The 17465-nt window shown below is 69.6% G+C and carries 13 protein-coding genes; 4 read left to right on the top strand and 9 right to left on the bottom strand.

What is annotated here, in order from left to right:
- Window positions 1-338: 338 nt before the first annotated feature.
- The 3 genes from HDC93_RS19845 to thyX all read right to left on the bottom strand — a co-directional run bounded on the left by HDC93_RS19845 (window position 339) and on the right by thyX (window position 4030).
- A complete protein-coding gene (locus tag HDC93_RS19845) occupies window positions 339-2024 on the bottom strand; it encodes a ribonuclease J (protein ID WP_185012216.1) in 1686 nt (561 codons plus the stop codon).
- A gap of 153 nt (window positions 2025-2177) precedes the next feature.
- Window positions 2178-3077: a 4-hydroxy-tetrahydrodipicolinate synthase gene (gene dapA, locus HDC93_RS19840; protein WP_185012215.1), complete on the bottom strand. Its 900-nt coding sequence runs from the start codon at window positions 3075-3077 to the stop codon at window positions 2178-2180.
- 212 nt (window positions 3078-3289) lie between these two features.
- On the bottom strand, window positions 3290-4030 hold the full coding sequence (gene thyX / locus HDC93_RS19835) for an FAD-dependent thymidylate synthase (protein ID WP_031109938.1): 741 nt from the start codon (window positions 4028-4030) through the stop codon (window positions 3290-3292).
- 176 nt (window positions 4031-4206) lie between these two features.
- Here thyX and HDC93_RS19830 point away from each other — a divergent pair, with 176 nt between their 5' ends.
- Window positions 4207-4446 (top strand): hypothetical protein, encoded by a 240-nt coding sequence (locus tag HDC93_RS19830; protein ID WP_185012214.1) that lies wholly within the window; start codon window positions 4207-4209, stop codon window positions 4444-4446.
- A 112-nt stretch (window positions 4447-4558) separates the two neighbouring features.
- Entirely contained in the window at window positions 4559-5110 is a 552-nt protein-coding gene (locus HDC93_RS19825) for a hypothetical protein (protein WP_185012213.1), read from the top strand.
- A 73-nt stretch (window positions 5111-5183) separates the two neighbouring features.
- On the opposite strand, the gene HDC93_RS19820 is transcribed toward HDC93_RS19825, so the two are convergent.
- The 5 genes from HDC93_RS19820 to rpsO all read right to left on the bottom strand — a co-directional run bounded on the left by HDC93_RS19820 (window position 5184) and on the right by rpsO (window position 10608).
- Window positions 5184-5639: a hypothetical protein gene (locus HDC93_RS19820; protein WP_185012212.1), complete on the bottom strand. Its 456-nt coding sequence runs from the start codon at window positions 5637-5639 to the stop codon at window positions 5184-5186.
- Between the two features lie 13 nt (window positions 5640-5652).
- On the bottom strand, window positions 5653-6405 hold the full coding sequence (dapB, locus tag HDC93_RS19815; RefSeq protein ID WP_185012211.1) for a 4-hydroxy-tetrahydrodipicolinate reductase: 753 nt from the start codon (window positions 6403-6405) through the stop codon (window positions 5653-5655).
- Between the two features lie 29 nt (window positions 6406-6434).
- Complete coding sequence (locus HDC93_RS19810; RefSeq protein ID WP_185012210.1) at window positions 6435-7814, bottom strand: pitrilysin family protein; 1380 nt, start codon at window positions 7812-7814, stop codon at window positions 6435-6437.
- Window positions 7811-10030 carry a polyribonucleotide nucleotidyltransferase gene (locus tag HDC93_RS19805; RefSeq protein WP_185012209.1) on the bottom strand — a complete coding sequence of 740 codons (2220 nt, stop codon included), beginning with the start codon at window positions 10028-10030 and terminating at the stop codon, window positions 7811-7813. The genes HDC93_RS19810 and HDC93_RS19805 overlap by 4 nt, the downstream gene beginning before the upstream one ends.
- Before the next feature lie 290 nt (window positions 10031-10320).
- Complete coding sequence (rpsO, locus tag HDC93_RS19800) at window positions 10321-10608, bottom strand: 30S ribosomal protein S15 (RefSeq protein WP_015657483.1); 288 nt, start codon at window positions 10606-10608, stop codon at window positions 10321-10323.
- A 268-nt stretch (window positions 10609-10876) separates the two neighbouring features.
- Here rpsO and HDC93_RS19795 point away from each other — a divergent pair, with 268 nt between their 5' ends.
- Window positions 10877-11170, top strand: coding sequence for a DUF397 domain-containing protein (locus tag HDC93_RS19795; RefSeq protein WP_062929400.1), 294 nt, complete (start codon window positions 10877-10879; stop codon window positions 11168-11170).
- 268 nt (window positions 11171-11438) lie between these two features.
- Here the strand turns inward: HDC93_RS19795 and eccD are convergent, their stop codons facing one another.
- Entirely contained in the window at window positions 11439-12950 is a 1512-nt protein-coding gene (gene eccD / locus HDC93_RS19790; RefSeq protein ID WP_311774581.1) for a type VII secretion integral membrane protein EccD, read from the bottom strand.
- A gap of 309 nt (window positions 12951-13259) precedes the next feature.
- Between eccD and eccCa the strand changes: the two genes are divergently transcribed.
- A complete protein-coding gene (gene eccCa / locus HDC93_RS19785; RefSeq protein WP_185012208.1) occupies window positions 13260-17234 on the top strand; it encodes a type VII secretion protein EccCa in 3975 nt (1324 codons plus the stop codon).
- The last annotated feature ends 231 nt before the right edge of the window (window positions 17235-17465 follow it).

Raw genomic sequence — 17465 nt, 5'->3', positions numbered from 1 at the left:
TGAGTTCTCAAGGAACGGTCGCTTCCTTTGTACTCACCCTCTCGGGCTTTCCTCCGGGCTTCCCTTCGGTCTTGCGTTTCCGACTCTATCAGATCCTTTTCGACCCGATTTCCTCGGTGCTTTCCAGGTTCCCGCTTCCGCGTTTCCCTTTCCGGCGATTCCGACTTTATCAGAAGTCCTGAGTCGAAATTCCCCTCCCCGGCCGGACATGGTTCCTGGTGCCTAAGTTGGCCCGGGTGCCCCGTCGGGAGGAGTTGTAAACCTACTGGAGCGGGGCGCCTCGATGCAAATCGAGGCGCCCCGCTCCCAGTTGGCGCTTGCTCAGGCCCGACGGACCGTCAGACCTCCACCACCACAGGCAGGATCATCGGACGGCGCCGGTAGGTGTCCGAGACCCACTTGCCCAGCGTGCGGCGTACGAGCTGCTGAAGCTGGTGGGGCTCGACCACGCCGTCCTGCGCGGAGCGTTCGAGCACCTCCGTGATCCGGGGCACCACGTCAGCGAAGGCGGAATCCTCGATGCCGGAGCCGCGGGCCTGGATGTGCGGGCCGCCGGTGATCTTCCCGGTGGACGAGTCGATGACGAGGAAGACCGAGATGATGCCCTCGTCGCCGAGGATCCTGCGGTCCTTCAGCGCCGGCTCGCCGACGTCACCGACCGAGAGGCCGTCGACGTAGACGTATCCCGCCTGGACCTTGCCGGAGATCTTGGCCTTGCCCTCGATGAGGTCGACGGCGACGCCGTCCTCGGCGATGACGATGCGGTCGTGCGGGACTCCGGTCAGGGCGCCGAGCTCGGCGTTGGCCCGCAGGTGGCGCCATTCACCGTGCACCGGCATCAGGTTCTTCGGGCGGCAGATGTTGTAGAAGTACAGCAGCTCGCCCGCGGACGCGTGGCCGGAGACGTGGACCTTGGCGTTGCCCTTGTGGACCACGTTGGCGCCCCAGCGAGTGAGGCCGTTGATCACGCGGTAGACCGCGTTCTCGTTGCCCGGGATCAGGGACGACGCGAGGATCACCGTGTCGCCCTGGACGATGCGGATCTGGTGGTCGCGGTTGGCCATGCGGGACAGGGCCGCCATCGGTTCGCCCTGGGAGCCCGTGCAGACCAGGACCACCTCGCTGTCCGGGAGGTCGTCGAGCGTCTTGACGTCCACGACCAGGCCCGGGGGGACCTTCAGATAGCCCAGGTCACGGGCGATGCCCATGTTGCGGACCATGGAGCGGCCGACGAAGGCGACACGGCGGCCGTACTCGTGTGCCGCGTCCAGGATCTGCTGGATGCGGTGCACGTGGCTGGCGAAGCTCGCGACGATGATGCGCTTGCGGGCGCCGGCGAAGACCTGGCGCAGGACGTTGGAGATCTCCCGCTCCGGCGGGACGAACCCCGGCACCTCGGCGTTCGTCGAGTCCGAGAGGAGGAGATCGATGCCTTCCTCGCTCAGACGTGCGAATGCGTGCAGGTCCGTGAGGCGGCTGTCCAGCGGGAGCTGGTCCATCTTGAAGTCGCCGGTATGGACCGCCATGCCCGCAGGCGTGCGGATGGCGACGGCCAGCGCGTCCGGGATGGAGTGGTTGACCGCGATGAACTCGCAGTCGAAGGGACCGATGCGCTCGCGGTGCCCCTCCGCCACCTCGAGGGTGTAGGGGCGGATGCGGTGCTCCTGGAGCTTGGCCTCGATGAGGGCGAGGGTCAGCTTGGAGCCGATCAGCGGGATGTCCGGCTTCTCGCGCAGGAGGAAGGGGACACCGCCGATGTGGTCCTCGTGCCCGTGCGTGAGCACGATGCCCTCGATGTCGTCGAGGCGGTCCCTGATGGACGAGAAGTCCGGCAAGATCAGGTCGATGCCGGGCTGCTCCTCCTCGGGGAAGAGCACGCCGCAGTCGACGATGAGAAGGCGGCCGCCGAATTCGAAGACCGTCATGTTGCGGCCGATTTCGCCGAGGCCGCCGAGCGGGGTGACGCGCAGGCCGCCTTCGGGGAGCGGCGGGGGCGTGCGGAGTTCGGGATGCGGATGACTCAAAAGACTCTCCTCACCACGCGCGCCACGTACCGGTGGGGCACGTGGCGCGCGTGACGTTCGTGCAGAAGCAGTTGTCTGTGTGGGGTGCGGGCACCGGTGGCCCGCTTATTCAGTTGTGAAGCAGGTGCGCGGAGGTCCGCGCGAAGTCTGATGTCAGAGCTGTACCCCGCCCGCGGCAAGATCGATCTTGAGTTGCTCGATCTCCTCGGGCGCGCACTCGACCATGGGGGCACGCAGGGGCCCGCCGGGCAGCCCCTGCAGGGCGAGCGCCGCCTTGGTGGTCATGACGCCCTGCGTGCGGAACATACCCGTGTAGACGGCGAGCAGCCGCTGGTGGATCTCGGTGGCCTTCTGGACGTCGCCCGTGGTGTACGCCTCGACCAGGGCGCGCAGCTCCGGGGTGACGACGTGGCCGACGACCGAGACGAAGCCGACCGCGCCGACCGAGAGCAGGGGCAGGTTCAGCATGTCGTCGCCGGAGTACCAGGCGAGGCCGGAGCGGGCGATGGCCCAGCTGGCGCGGCCGAGGTCGCCCTTGGCGTCCTTGTTGGCGACGATCCGCGGGTGCTCTGCCAGGCGGACGAGCGTCTCGGTGTTGATCGGGACGCCGCTGCGGCCGGGGATGTCGTAGAGCATCACCGGAAGGCCGGTGGTGTCGGCGACGGCCGTGAAGTGCCGGTAGAGGCCTTCTTGCGGGGGCTTGTTGTAGTACGGGGTCACGACGAGCAGGCCGTGAGCGCCGGTGCGCTCCGCCGCCCGGGCGAGTTCCATGCTGTGGTGGGTGTCGTTGGTGCCGACTCCGGCCACCACGTGGGCACGGTCTCCGACCGCCTCCAGGACCGCCCGTACGAGATCCGCCTTCTCCGCGTCGCTGGTGGTCGGGGACTCGCCGGTGGTGCCGTTGATGACCAGGCCGTCGTTGCCTGCGTCCACCAGATGGGCGGCGAGCCGCTGCGCGCCGTCGAGGTCGAGTGCGCCGTCCGCCGTGAAGGGCGTGACCATGGCGGTGAGGACCCGCCCGAAGGGGGTCTGCGGAGTCGAGGTCGGAGCCATGGGTTACACGCTACTCGTTGCTCAGGACCGGGTCTGCCCATGGGGCAGGCGACAAGTCGTGACAAAGGCGGAGCCCGGCACTGCCTGCTCGGGGGTTCAAGCAGTGCCGGACCCGTTTGATCAGGCTAGATGAACTTCTCCAAATGCCGCAATACGGACACTTCGCGCGGCTGAACCGTACATCTGTACCTGACCGGGTGATCTGGGCCGCGTTACGGCGCCACGCGTCCGTTCCCGTTGAAGGCCGCGTAGGTGAGCGGCATGAGCCGGGACCACTCGGCCTCCATCTTCTCGCCGACCATCTCGATCTCGCGCTGCGGGAAGGACGGGACCTTGGCCAGCTCGTGCTGGGTGCGCAGGCCGAGGAAGTGCATCAGCGAGCGGGCGTTGCAGGTGGCGTACATCGAGGAGTACAGGCCGACCGGGAGGACCGAACGGGCTACCTCGCGGGCGACGCCGGCGGCGAGCATCTCCTGGTAGGCCTCGTACGCCTGCCGGTACGAGTCCTCCATGACACGGCCGGTCAGCTCCTGCTGGGCCTGGGTGCCCTCGACGAACACGTACTTGCCCGGGCGGCCCTCCTGGACCAGTTTGCGGGACTCGTCGGGGACGTAGAAGACGGGCTGGAGCTCGCGGTAGCGGCCGCTCTCCTCGTTGTACGACCAGCCGACGCGGTGCCGCATGAACTCGCGGAAGACGAAGATCGGGGCGCTGATGAGGAAGGTCATCGAGTTGTGCTCGAAGGGGCTGCCGTGCCGGTCCCGCATCAGGTAGTTGATCAGGCCCTTGGAACGCTCGGGGTCCTTCTTCAGCTCGTCCAGGGACTGCTCGCCGAGGGTCGAGACGCGGGCGGCGAAGAGGACGTCCGCGTCGGACGCGGTGTGCTTGACCAGCTCGACGGTGACGTCGCTGCGGTAGCTGGGTTTGAGGTCGTCGGCGGGAGTGTCGGTCACGGTTGGCAGGGCCTTCCCATCTCGTCGTGTGGCGACGCCACTCTACGGCCCGGCCGATTCGGTGCGATCGGTGGCGTGCCGCAATGAAGTTGGTGAAACAGGGCACCTCTGAGGGAGTTCGTTCGTCTCTACAGACGAAAGTGATCCGTTCCACCCTTGAAGGAGACGTACCCCTGATGTTCGGTCGGCGTGAACCCGTACCGTTTGCCTTCGTCGCCGAGGCCGACAGGTTCCGCAGCAATGTCACTCCCCCGCCGCGCGAGCGGTCGTCCGTCGGTCAGATGGCCGGCCGTTGGCTGCTGGGGCTCACCATCGTGGCGGGGCTCGTGGGGTCCCTGGTCATCGGGACGCCCGCGCTGACGCCCGGCAAGACGGCTGATCAGCCGCAGCAGTCGCAGGCGTCCGAGAGGCGCTGAACCGCACCGCTGCGGCGGCGACTCCATCTGGCCCCCCGCCAGTGGTGACCGAGCACACAGATCGGTAGCCTCACCGGGCACAGCCCACGCATGGATCGAGTGAGGACCAGCCGTGCCCCTGCCCTTCCTGACGGCCGACCGCGTTTTCGAGGCGACGGACGACGTTCCGTTGCCCTACGAGGACCGTGACCGCTGGCGGCGGCCGTACCGGCCCGGGCCCTGGCGCGTGGCCGTCGCGGCGCTCGCGCTGCTGCTCGCCTCGTTCGTGCTGTTCGCGGCGGTCATCATCGCCGTGACGGCCGAACTGCCTTCGGCCGCGGTGGTGTTCGCGCTCGCGCTGCTCGTCATCGCCGCGGCGCTGCGGCTGCTGCGCATGGGCGTGTGGGTCAGCGCGCGCGGGCTGCGGCACGTGGGATTCCTCACGACGCGTACGGCGTCCTGGGAGCAGGTCGTCTCCGTGCGTACGGTGCAGCAGCCGGTGCGCTGGCTGGCCCTGCCCCGGACCGTGCAGGGGCAGGCGCTGCTGCTCGGGCGCCAGGGGCAGGACGCCACCCCGACGCCGTTGATGACGACGCACAACGCGGACTTCCTCGGCCGCGCGGAGGCCTTCGACCGGGCGGCGGACTCGGTGGAGGCGTGGGCCGAGGAGTACGGCCCACGCTGACGTCCTCGATCTCATGACGGCGGGGACCGACCGTTCTCACGGTCGGGCCCCGCCGTCATGAGTGGGCCGCGGTTCAGGCGGCTTCGGACTGCTTGCCGTCGTGCAGGGCGATCGCGTGCTGCATCGCCTTGCGGGCGCGCGGGGTGTCGCGGGCGTCGTGGTAAGCGATGGCGAGGCGGAACCAGGTGCGCCAGTCGTCGGGGGCGTCCTCCGTCTCGGCCTTGCGCTTGGCGAAGACCTCGTCGGCCGAGTCGCGGTCGATGCGGCCGCTGGGGGTGCGCCGCAGTTCGTCGACGGGCAGCCCGCCCTCGGCGTCGAGTTCGGCGGCGAGTTGATTGGCCCTGCGGGCGAACTGGGTGTTCTTCCACAGGAACCACAGGCCGATGACCGGCAGGATCAGCACGGCGACACCGAAGGTGACGGTGAGGGGCGTGCCGGTCTCGATGAGCAGGACGCCACGGCTGCCGACCAGGACGAAGTAGACGACCAGGACGGCGGCGGTGACGGCGTAGGTGAGCTTCGCGCGCATGACGGTCAGAGGCTCAGTTCAGGTCCAGGAAGTGTTCCAGGCCGAACGTCAGGCCCGGAGTGCTCACCACGCGGCGGGCGCCGAGCAGGATGCCCGGCATGAAGCTGCTGTGGTGGAGCGAGTCGTGGCGGATGGACAGCGTCTCGCCCTCGCCGCCCAGCAGGACCTCCTGGTGAGCCAGCAGGCCACGCAGGCGGACGGAGTGCACGGGGATGCCGTCGACGTCCGCGCCTCGCGCGCCGTCCAGGGCCGTCTCCGTGGCGTCCGGTGCCGGGGCGGCGCCCGCCTCGGCACGAGCCGACGCGATGAGCTGGGCGGTGCGCGTGGCGGTGCCCGACGGGGCGTCGACCTTCTTCGGGTGGTGGAGCTCGATGACCTCCACCGACTCGAAGTACGGTGCCGCGATCTGCGCGAACTTCATGTTCAGCACGGCCCCGATGGAGAAGTTCGGCGCGATGAGCACGCCCGTCTGGGGAGCGGCGGACAGCCAGCCGTTCAGCCGGGCGAGGCGCTCGTCGGTCCAGCCGGTGGTGCCGACGACCGCGTGGATGCCGTGGCCGAGGCAGAACTCGAGGTTGGCCATGACCGAGTCGGGCGTGGTCAGCTCGACCGCGACCTGGGCGCCGGATTCGGTCAGCGTCTCCAGCTTGTCGCCCCGGCCGAGGGCGGCGACCAGTTCCATGTCCTCGGCGGCTCCGACGGCTCGTACGGCTTCCGAGCCGATCCGGCCCTTGGCGCCGAGGACCGCCACGCGCAGCTTGCTCATCTCTTGTGCTTCCTTCACCAGGGGGATTGTCAGGCGACGGCGTCGTTCAGGCGGGCCGCCTGTTTGTCCTTCAGCGGGCCGATGACCGACAGGGAGGGCCGCCGTCCCAGGATCTCGCGGGCTACCTCGCGGACGTCGTCAGGGGTGACCGACGCGATGCGGGACAGCATGTCGTCGACGGACATCTGCTCGCCCCAGCACAGCTCGCTCTTGCCGATACGGTTCATCAGCGCGCCGGTGTCCTCCAGGCCGAGGACCGTGGACCCCTGGAGCTGGCCGATCGCACGCCCTATCTCGTCGTCCGAGAGGCCGTGCTCGGCGACCTGGTCGAGTTCGTCGCGGCAGATCTTCAGCACGTCGTGCACCTGCGAGGGCCGGCAGCCGGCGTAGACGCCGAACAGGCCGCAGTCGGCGAAGCCCGAGGTGTACGAGTACACGCTGTAGGCGAGGCCGCGCTTCTCGCGGACCTCCTGGAAGAGGCGGGAGGACATGCCGCCGCCCAGGGCGGTGTTCAGCACGCCCAGGGCCCAGCGCCGCTCGTCCGTGCGGGCCAGGCCCGGCATGCCGAGCACGACGTGCGCCTGCTCGGTCTTGCGGTCGATCAGCTCGACGCGGCCCGCGGTGCGCAGGGCACGCGTGCCGCTGCGCGGGGCGACCGGGTCGGCGGCGAGGTCGCCGAAGGCGCCTGCCTTCTCGAAGGCGGCGCGGACCTGCCGGACGACCTTGGCGTGGTCGATGTTGCCGGCGCAGGCGACGACCAGGTGGGTCGGGTCGTAGTGCTTCTTGTAGAAGCGGCGGATGCGGTCGGCGGTGAGGGCGTTGACCGTGTCGACCGTGCCGAGGACCGGGCGGCCGAGGGGGTTGTCGCCGAACATCGTGTGCGCGAACAGGTCGTGCACGCAGTCGCCCGGGTCGTCCTCGGTCATGGCGATCTCTTCGAGGATGGCGCCCCGCTCGACGTTGACGTCGTCCTCGCGGATGAGCGAGCCGGTCAGCATGTCGCAGACGACGTCGATGGCCAGCGGCAGGTCGTTGTCGAGCACGCGTGCGTAGTAGCACGTGTACTCCTTCGCCGTGAACGCGTTCATCTCGCCGCCGACCGCGTCGAGCGCGGCGGAGATGTCCAGGGCCGACCTGCGGCTGGTGCCCTTGAAGAGCAGGTGCTCCAGGTAGTGGGTGGCGCCGTTCAGGGCAGGGGTCTCGTCGCGGGAGCCGACGTGCGCCCAGATGCCGAAGGTCGCGGAGCGGACCGAGGGCAGGGTTTCGGTGACGATGCGCAGGCCGCCGGGGAGGGTGGTCTTACGGACCGTGCCGATGCCGTTCTCGCCCTTGATGAGGGTTTGGGTACGGGCGACGGCCCGCGCCTCCGAAGAGGTGCGGGCCGTCGCCTTGGAGCGCTGGGACGTCACTTGTCGGCGTCGTCCTTCTTCTCGTCCGAGCCTTCCTCGCCCTCGATCACGGGGATCAGGGAGAGCTTGCCGCGGGAGTCGATCTCGGCGATCTCGACCTGGACCTTGTGGCCCACACCGAGGACGTCCTCGACGTTCTCCACGCGCTTGCCGCCGGCGAGCTTGCGGATCTGCGAGATGTGCAGCAGACCGTCCTTGCCCGGGAGCAGCGAGACGAACGCGCCGAAGGTGGTCGTCTTGACGACCGTACCCAGGTAGCGCTCGCCGACCTCCGGCATGGTCGGGTTGGCGATGCCGTTGATCGTGGTGCGGGCGGCCTCGGCGGACGGTCCGTCGACCGCGCCGATGTAGATCGTGCCGTCGTCCTCGATCGTGATGTCGGCGCCGGTGTCCTCCTGGATCTGGTTGATCATCTTGCCCTTGGGGCCGATGACCTCGCCGATCTTGTCCACGGGGATCTTGACGGTGATGATCCGCGGGGCGTTCGGGGACATCTCGTCCGGCGTGTCGATCGCTTCCATCATCACGTCGAGGATGTGGAGGCGGGCGTCACGGGCCTGCTTGAGGGCCGCGGCCAGGACGGAGGCCGGGATGCCGTCCAGCTTGGTGTCGAGCTGGAGGGCGGTCACGAACTCCTTGGTGCCGGCGACCTTGAAGTCCATGTCGCCGAAGGCGTCCTCCGCACCGAGGATGTCGGTGAGGGTGACGTAGTGCGTCTCGCCCTCGATCTCCTGGGAGATCAGGCCCATGGCGATACCGGCGACGGGGGCCTTCAGCGGGACACCGGCGTTCAGCAGCGACATGGTGGAGGCGCAGACCGAGCCCATGGACGTCGAGCCGTTGGAGCTCAGCGCCTCGGAGACCTGGCGGATCGCGTAGGGGAACTCCTCGCGCGTCGGCAGGACCGGCACGAGGGCGCGCTCGGCGAGGGCGCCGTGGCCGATCTCGCGGCGCTTCGGGGAGCCGACGCGGCCCGTCTCACCGGTGGAGTAGGGCGGGAAGTTGTAGTTGTGCATGTAGCGCTTGCGGGTCACCGGGGAGAGGGTGTCCAGCTGCTGCTCCATGCGGAGCATGTTCAGGGTGGTGACGCCCAGGATCTGGGTCTCGCCACGCTCGAACACGGCGGAACCGTGGACCCGCGGGATGGCCTCGACCTCGGCGGCCAGGGTGCGGATGTCGGTGACACCGCGGCCGTCGATGCGCTTCTTCTCCTTGATGACGCGCTCACGGACCAGGGTCTTGGTCAGCGAGCGGTACGCGGCGGAGATCTCCTTCTCGCGGCCCTCGAACGCCGGGAGGAGCTTCTCGGCGGCGAGCGCCTTGACGCGGTCCAGCTCGGACTCGCGCTCCTGCTTGCCGGCGATGGTCAGCGCGGAGGCGAGCTCCGGCTTGACGGCGGCGGTGAGGGCCTCGAGAACGTCGTCCTGGTAGTCCAGGAAGATCGGAAACTCGCCGGTCGGCTTGGCGGCCTTGGCGGCGAGGTCCGACTGGGCCTTGCAGAGCACCTTGATGAAGGGCTTCGAGGCTTCCAGACCGGCGGCGACGACCTCTTCGGTCGGCGCCTCGGCGCCGCCCTCGACCAGCTTGATGGTCTTCTCGGTGGCCTCGGCCTCGACCATCATGATCGCGACGTCGCCGTCCTCCAGGACGCGGCCCGCGACGACCATGTCGAACGCGGCGTCCTCGAGCTCGGTGTGCGTCGGGAAGGCCACCCACTGGCCGCTGATCAGCGCGACGCGGACGCCGCCGATCGGGCCGGAGAAGGGCAGGCCGGCCAGCTGCGTGGACGCGGACGCGGCGTTGATCGCGACGACGTCGTACAGGTGGTCGGGGTTGAGCGCCATGATCGTGGCGACGACCTGGATCTCGTTGCGCAGGCCCTTCTTGAAGGAGGGGCGCAGCGGGCGGTCGATCAGGCGGCAGGTGAGGATCGCGTCCTCGGAGGGACGGCCCTCGCGGCGGAAGAAGCTGCCGGGGATCTTGCCGGCGGCGTACATCCGCTCCTCGACGTCCACCGTGAGGGGGAAGAAGTCGAGCTGGTCCTTGGGGTTCTTGGAGGCGGTGGTGGCCGACAGCACCATGGTGTCGTCGTCCAGGTACGCCACGGCGGAGCCGGCGGCCTGCTTGGCCAGGCGGCCCGTCTCGAAGCGGATGGTGCGGGTGCCGAAGGTGCCGTTGTCGATGACGGCCTCGGCGTAGTGGGTCTCGTTCTCCACTAGCGTTATCTCCTCGTCTTCGTCCCGTCGCTGCCCGTGTGGCAGGGGGACGGTTGCGGAGAAGCGCTCCGGGCTGTGCGGGCCGGTCTTCGATCGAAGCACCCGGGTTTCACTTCCCCCGGGGGCCACTACCGAGGACCGGCGGCGGCTAGGTGCGCCTCTCCTCTTCTTGTTGTGCTGTGTCGTCCGTATTGCGTTGTGCTACCACACTACAAAGCAGCGGTGACACTCCGCACGTACAGCAAAGGGAGCGGTCCCCTTTCCTTCGGGAACCGCTCCCTCACGGCGTCTTACTTGGCGCCCGCCGCACCGCGGCGGATGCCGAGGCGGTCGACCAGCGCACGGAAGCGCTGGATGTCCTTCTTCGCCAGGTACTGGAGAAGGCGGCGACGCTGGCCCACCAGGATCAGCAGGCCACGGCGGGAGTGGTGGTCGTGCTTGTGGGTCTTGAGGTGCTCGGTCAGGTCCGAGATGCGGCGCGAGAGCATGGCGACCTGGACCTCGGGGGAGCCGGTGTCGCCCTCCTTCTGGCCGAACTCGCTGATGATCTGCTTCTTCGTAGCGGCGTCGAGCGGCACGCGTACTCCTCGTAGTCTGTGATGGGCCACCGAGTGCCCCCGGTCTGTGTCTCGGGGGAGCTTCCGTTACTCGGGAGGCGGGGATCCGCTGAGCGCGGCCTCCAGAGCGGTGAGCTCCGGGGGTGCGTACACAAACGGCCGTCGACCAGCGTACCAGGCGACCGGGATCCTCTTTGCCCTGGTCTCCGAAGCGCCCGGCCGGAGGGCAGGGGGCCACTAGGGTGAGCAGATTCGGATCGTTCGTACGTCGGGAAGGGGTCGCTGCGGCATGGCGGAGACGGCTGAGGAGATCAAGGCACGCAAGGAGCGGGAGCGGGACGAGCTGTACGCGCTCGACATCTCCGGTGTCGAGTGGCACAGCGCGCCGGGCACCGAGGGCCACGAGGAGCGCGTCGAGATCGCCTATCTGCCCGAGGGGGCCGTGGCGATGCGGTCGTCGCTCGACCCGGACACGGTGCTGCGCTACACGGAGGCGGAGTGGCGGGCGTTCGTGCTGGGGGCGCGGGACGGGGAGTTCGATCTGGAGCCGGGGGCGCGCAGTGGGGGGCCTGGCCCGGAGTGACGGGCGGGCACGGGAGCCCCTACCGGGTCGTCGGACAGTCCCGACGACCCGGTCATCGAGCCGGCGAGTCCCTGTGCGGCGCTGCGTCGTGGCGGTCGGCGACGTGTCCGAGCGAGCGGGAAACGGGTTCCACGGCGGCCCTGCCGACGCCGCTGCCCCGCTGATCGGCGGACCGGCGGGGCAGCGGCGTCGGTCGACGCTTCCCGTAGGTCTGGTGGATTCGCCACCCGGCCGGACCGGGTGGACACGGACGGCAGCGGGGCGGGGCTCAGCTGGTCATCGAGCGGACTGCCGAGTACACGTCGAACACCGCCAGGGTCAGCGGCACCAGGGTCAGCAGCACGAAGCCCTCGGCGATCTCCAGGAAGCGTCCCCAGAACGGGGTGAGGCCGCCGCGCGAGACGATCAAACCGATCGCCGTGAGGAGCGCGGCCGTCGCGGCGATCGCCGCGACGAGCCAGATGGTCCGGATGTCGAGGTCGCTGCGGTCGCCCGTGAGGGCCTCGCGGATGACCGAGTACGGCGGATTGAGTGCCAGCCCCAGGCCGAGCAGTACGAGAGAGGCGAGACCGGCCGCCAGGACGGGGGCCACCTGGCCGGTGTACCGGAACAGATGGGCGCGCATCAGCATGGCCAGGCCGGTCGCCAGGGCCAGGAGCTGGGCCCAGACGTTCTCGGAGAACCCGAGGACCGCCGAGGAACCGACGGCGAGCAGTGCGCAGCCGCCCACCAGACCGACCAGGAGTTCGTGTCCACGCCGTGCCTGGGCGGCGACCCGCTCGGCGTCGACCGGCTCCTTGGGGGCGGGGTCTGTGTCGTACGCGCTGCGCGGGGCCGTGTTCGGGGTGTCGAAGCCGATCGGGAGCCGGGCGAAGCGCATCGACAGCCCCGGCAGGAAGGCCAGACCTCCGACGGCGATCGGGGCGCACAGGGCGGCGATCTCGGAAGGCGTCCAGTCGGCGAGGATCGCCGCGAACACGGCGATCAGACTGATGGCGGAGGCGGCGACGAAGCCGACGAACGGGCCGTCCCCGCTCGGCGAGCACAGGGTGAGCAGGACCGAGGCCAGCAGCACCGCCGCGCAGGCGAGGAGGAACTGGAGTCGGCCGATGCCCTGTCCGTCGGCAAGCGGCAGGAGCCCCGAGCCCGCCACGCCGACGTTGGGGAGCGCGCCGAGCCCCAGGGCGATGGCCGAGGTCCGGTCGTCGTAGACCCGGGCGCGCACGCAGGCCAGGACGACCAGGAGGACACCGGCGACGCCGGCGAGGATGCCGGGTAGGTTGTTCATGTCGTGCAGCGGGTCGCCCATCCAGGCCACGAAGGCCAGCAGGACAGGCAGCACGCCTCCCCCGACGAGACCCGCCGCGCGCGTCAGGTCGCCGCTCCACAAGGTGCGCTCGCTGGTCACGGCGGAGGCGACCGCCTCGGAGACGTCGTCGAAGACTGCGGGCGGCAGCGACTCGGAGAACGGGCGCAGCGCGAGGAGTTCGCCGTCGAGGATGCGCTGGGCGGCGAAGGAACGGGCACTGTCGAGGACAGTGCCGTCCCGGCGGACCAGGTGGTAGCCGACGGGCGCGCCCTCGTCGGGGCTTTGCCGGGTGAGTGTGAGGATCTCCGGATACAGGTCGGCGACCGGGATGTCGTCGGGCAGCGCCACGTCGATCCGGCTGTCGGGCGCGACGATGGTGACGCGGCAGAAACCGAGACCCGTGCCCGCCCCGGCGGGAGTTCCCGTTCCGGGTCCCCTTCCGGTGGCTGCCGCGGAGGCCGTCATGCTCACCTGCTGCTCCCCCTCAGTGATGATTCTTTACCTACGGTACGAAAGCCCTGCGCGGTTTCCCGTCCCCTGTGACCGATCGTGCGGCGAGGTCACGGAACAGCCCTTGGTGCCGGTCGCCGGGCTTCCGCAGTGGGCGGGATCTGACGCAATGCCCCGCTCGCTCCGGCTCAAGTCGCGTGTGCCGACGCGAACTTCCGGCACCCTATCGCCCTTGCGTCCGAGGGAATCAGTAGGATCGCGCGGCGGCCTGCGTCCGCCTGACACGGGGCGGCGGACGGACTCTCGGGCTGGTCAAGGGAATGGATGCCAGTGAGCCACATCGTCGTGAAGCGCCCGCCTCGGGTGCTGCCGTCCGAAGTGTCCACGCAGGACATCATCCTGCAGCCTCCGCCGGAACTTCCGCGGGGCCACCGGGAGAGCGTGCTGATGCAACTCCTGCCGACGTTGGGCATGGGTGGCTCGGTGGTCTTCTTCTTCACGAGCGGACAGCCGTTCATGAGGATCATGGGCATGGTCATGATCGCCTCGACCATCGCCATGTCCGTCGCGATGGTGATCCGCTTCCGCCGCGGCTCCCAGGGGGAGTTGGCGGACATGCGCCGCGACTATCTGAGCTACCTGGCGCAGACCCGGCGCACGGCCGTCGACACGGCGAAGGCACAGCGTGACGCGCAGTACTTCCTCCACCCCTCCCCCGAACAGCTGTGGGCCCTGGTCGCGGAGGGCAGCCGGGTGTGGGAACGACGCTCCGGTGACGAGGACTTCGGCCAGGTCCGCATCGGCCTCGGCGCGCAGGCCCTCGCCAGGGCCCTCGTCGCCCCCCAAGCCGCCCCGGTCGAGCAGCTGGAGCCGCTGACCGCGGGTGCGATGCAGCGCTTCCTCGCCGTCCACAGCACCCTGGACGACCTGCCGATGGCGGTCTCGTTGCGTGCCTTCTACCACGTCACGATCAGCGGCGACCCGCAGTCCGTACGGTCCTCCGCCCGGGCCATCACCGGCTCGCTGGCCGCACTGCACTCCCCGGAGGATCTGCTCATCGTGGTGGCGGCGGGACGCGAGGCCCTGCCCCACTGGGAGTGGGCCAAGTGGCTGCCGCACGTCCAGGCGCCCGGCGCCGTGGACGGAGCGGGCAGCCGCAGGCTGATCGACAGCGACAGCCGCGAACTGGAGAACCTCCTCTCCACCCGGCTGACCGGCCGCCCGCGCTTCCACCCGAACGGGGCGCCCCTGCCGGAGGAGCCCCACATCGTCGTCGTCCTCGACGGTCTCACCCTGCCGCCGGACTCGGTCCTGGCCAATCCCGAAGGGCTCCAGGGGGTCACCGTCCTCGAGGCGGTCCCCGGCGACCTCGTCACGGGCGGCGGCGAGCTCTCCATCGTCGTACGGCCCGAAGCGCTGCACCTGGAGTCGGGACACGGCGTCGTCTACGAAGGGACCCCCGACGTCCTCTCCTACGAGTCCGCAGAAGCCCTCGCCCGGCAACTGGCCCCGCTGCGGATGGCCTCCGGCGGTGACGACGACGAACCACTCCTCGCCAACCTGGAGTTCACCGATCTGCTGAACCTCGGTGACGCGGCGTCCGTCGACACCCAGCGCAGCTGGCGGCCGCGGTCGCTGGCGGAGCGGCTGCGGGTGCCGATCGGTATCGGCGAGGACGGCCGCCCCGTGATGCTGGACCTCAAGGAGGCCGCGCAGGAGGGCATGGGCCCGCACGGCCTGTGCGTCGGTGCCACCGGCTCCGGCAAGTCGGAGCTGCTGCGCACGCTGGTACTGGGCCTTGCGGTCACCCACTCGTCGGAGACGCTGAACTTCGTCCTCGCGGACTTCAAGGGCGGCGCGACCTTCGCCGGGATGGCGCAGATGCCCCACGTGGCGGCCGTCATCACCAACCTCGCGGACGACCTCACCCTGGTCGACCGCATGGGCGACTCCATCCGCGGCGAACTCAACCGCCGCCAGGAGATGCTGCGCGACGCGGGCAACTACGCCAACATCCACGACTACGAGAAGGCCCGCGCGGCCGGTGCCGCCCTGCAGCCCATTCCGTCGCTGGTGCTGGTCATCGACGAGTTCAGTGAGCTGCTGACGGCGAAGCCCGACTTCATCGAGATGTTCGTGCAGATCGGCCGCATCGGCCGGTCGCTCGGTGTGCATCTGCTGCTGGCGTCGCAGCGCCTGGAGGAAGGCCGCCTGCGCGGTCTGGAGACCTACCTGTCGTACCGGGTCGGTCTGCGCACCTTCTCCGCCGCGGAGTCCCGCGCGGCGATCGGCGTACCGGACGCCTATGAGCTGCCGAACGTCCCGGGCTCCGGCCTTTTGAAGTTCGGTACGGACGAGATGGTGCGTTTCAAGGCGGCCTACGTCTCCGGCGTGTACCGCTCGGGCACGCAGCGAGCTGCGCTGGGCGGCGGCCCGCTGCCGATGGACCGGCGGCCGGTGCTGTTCACGGCGGCCGAGGTGCCGGTGCAGTACATGGCTGTGCCACAGCAGCGCCCGTCGACTTCGGACGGTCCGGAGGTCGACGACGCGCTCGCCGACACCGTGCTCGACGTGATCGTGCGCCGGCTGGAGGCCCAGGGCCCGGCGGCACACCGGGTGTGGCTGCCGCCGCTGGACAGTCCGCCGACGCTCGACGAACTCCTGCCCGGCCTCACGGCAGTGCAGGGCCGCGGCCTCACACAGCCGGGCTACGAAGGTGCCGGCCGCCTGGTCGTGCCCGCGGGCCTGGTGGACAAGCCCTACGAGCAGCGCCGCGACCCGCTCTGGGTCGACTTCTCCGGCGCGGCCGGCCACATGCAGATCATCGGCGGCCCGCAGTCCGGCAAGTCGACACTGCTGCGCACCCTGATCTCGGCGTTCGCCCTCACGCACACGCCGTACGAGGTTCAGTTCTACGGCCTCGACTTCGGCGGTGGCGGCATGGCGGCGGTGGCCGGCCTGCCGCACGTGGGCGGGGTCGCCTCGCGCCTGGATCCGGAGCGGGTGCGGCGCACGGTGGCCGAGGTGTACGGCGTGCTGAACCGTCGCGAGGAGTACTTCCGCTCCGCGGGCATCGCCTCGATCGCGGACTTCCGGGCCAGGCGGGCCCGGGGCGAGATCCCGGTCACGGATCAGCCCTGGGGCGACGTGTTCCTGGTCATCGACGGCTGGGGCAACTTCCGCGCGGACTACGAGGCGATGGACCAGGTGATCCACGACATCGCGGCGCGCGGTCTCGGTTACGGCGTCCACCTGATCCTCACGGCCTCACGCTCGATGGAGGTCAGGGCCAACCTCAAGGACCACCTGATGAACCGCCTGGAGCTGCGGCTCGGCGACACGATGGACTCCGAACTGGACCGCAAGGTGGCCGCGAACGTCCCGGCGGGGGTGCCCGGCCGCGGCCAGGCGCCGCAGAAGCTGCATTTCATGGCGGCGGTGCCGCGCATAGACGGTCTCACCTCCGACACGGACCTGGCCGACGCCACGGCCGCCCTCGCAACCGAGGTCTCCCGGCACTGGCAGGCCCCCGGCGCCCCCGAAGTCCGTCTGCTGCCGCGCGAGTTCCCGGCCGATCAGCTTCCTCCGGGCGATCGCTTCCCGCGCCGCAGCGTCGCCTTCGCCCTCGACGAGGACAACCTCGCACCGGTCTTCGTGGACTTCGAGCAGGACCCGTTCTTCCTCGTCTTCGGCGAGAGCGAGTCGGGCAAGTCGAACCTGCTGCGCCTGCTGATCAAGCAGCTGACGCAGCGGTACTCGGGCGACGAGGCCAAGCTGTTCGTCATCGACAACCGGCGCTCGCTGCTGGACGTGACGCCTTCGTCGCACCTCGCCGAATACATCCCCATGTCCAATTCCATGGACCACCACATGGCCGCCCTGGCGGACCTGATGAAGCGCCGCACACCGACCGCCGACGTCACCGCCCAGCAGCTGCGGGACCGGAGCTGGTGGCGCGGACCCACGGTGTACGTCGTCATCGACGACTACGACCTCGTGGCCACGTCGAGCGGCAACCCGCTGGCGGGACTGACGGAACTCCTGCCGTTCGCCCGGGATGTGGGGGTGCGGTTCATCATCGCGCGATCTACGGCGGGTGCGGGGCGGGCGTCTTACGAGGCGTTCATGCAGCGGGTGAAGGAGCTGGGGGCGCAGGGGGTTGTGCTGGCCGGCGATCCGGGTGAGGGGGATCTGCTGGGCGGGGTTCGGCCGCGTCCTATGCCTGCAGGGCGGGGGGTCTTTGTGTCTCGGCGGAGGGGGAGGCCGTTGGTGCAGGTGGGGTTTAGTTTGGATGGGGCGTTCTGATGGTTGGGGTCGGGGTTTCCGTGATCCTGCTCGCCCTCTGGCTGGGCGGGACGGGCCTGGTCGACCAGAAGGTGCTGCGGTGGCGCTTCAAGGCACGCCGGTTGAGTCTTGAGTCACCCAGAGGCAGCCGAATCAGCAGAAGTGGTACAGGGGTCGGCCGATTCTGCTGCTTCGCTCGCAGCAGTGCTGGTAGGGATGGCCGTGTGGTGGTTCATCAACGCTGACTACGTC

Origin of the sequence: Streptomyces sp. AK010, assembly GCF_014207295.1 — a bacterium.
GTDB lineage: Bacteria > Actinomycetota > Actinomycetes > Streptomycetales > Streptomycetaceae > Streptomyces > Streptomyces massasporeus.
This window is presented reverse-complemented; position numbering and strand designations above follow the sequence as displayed.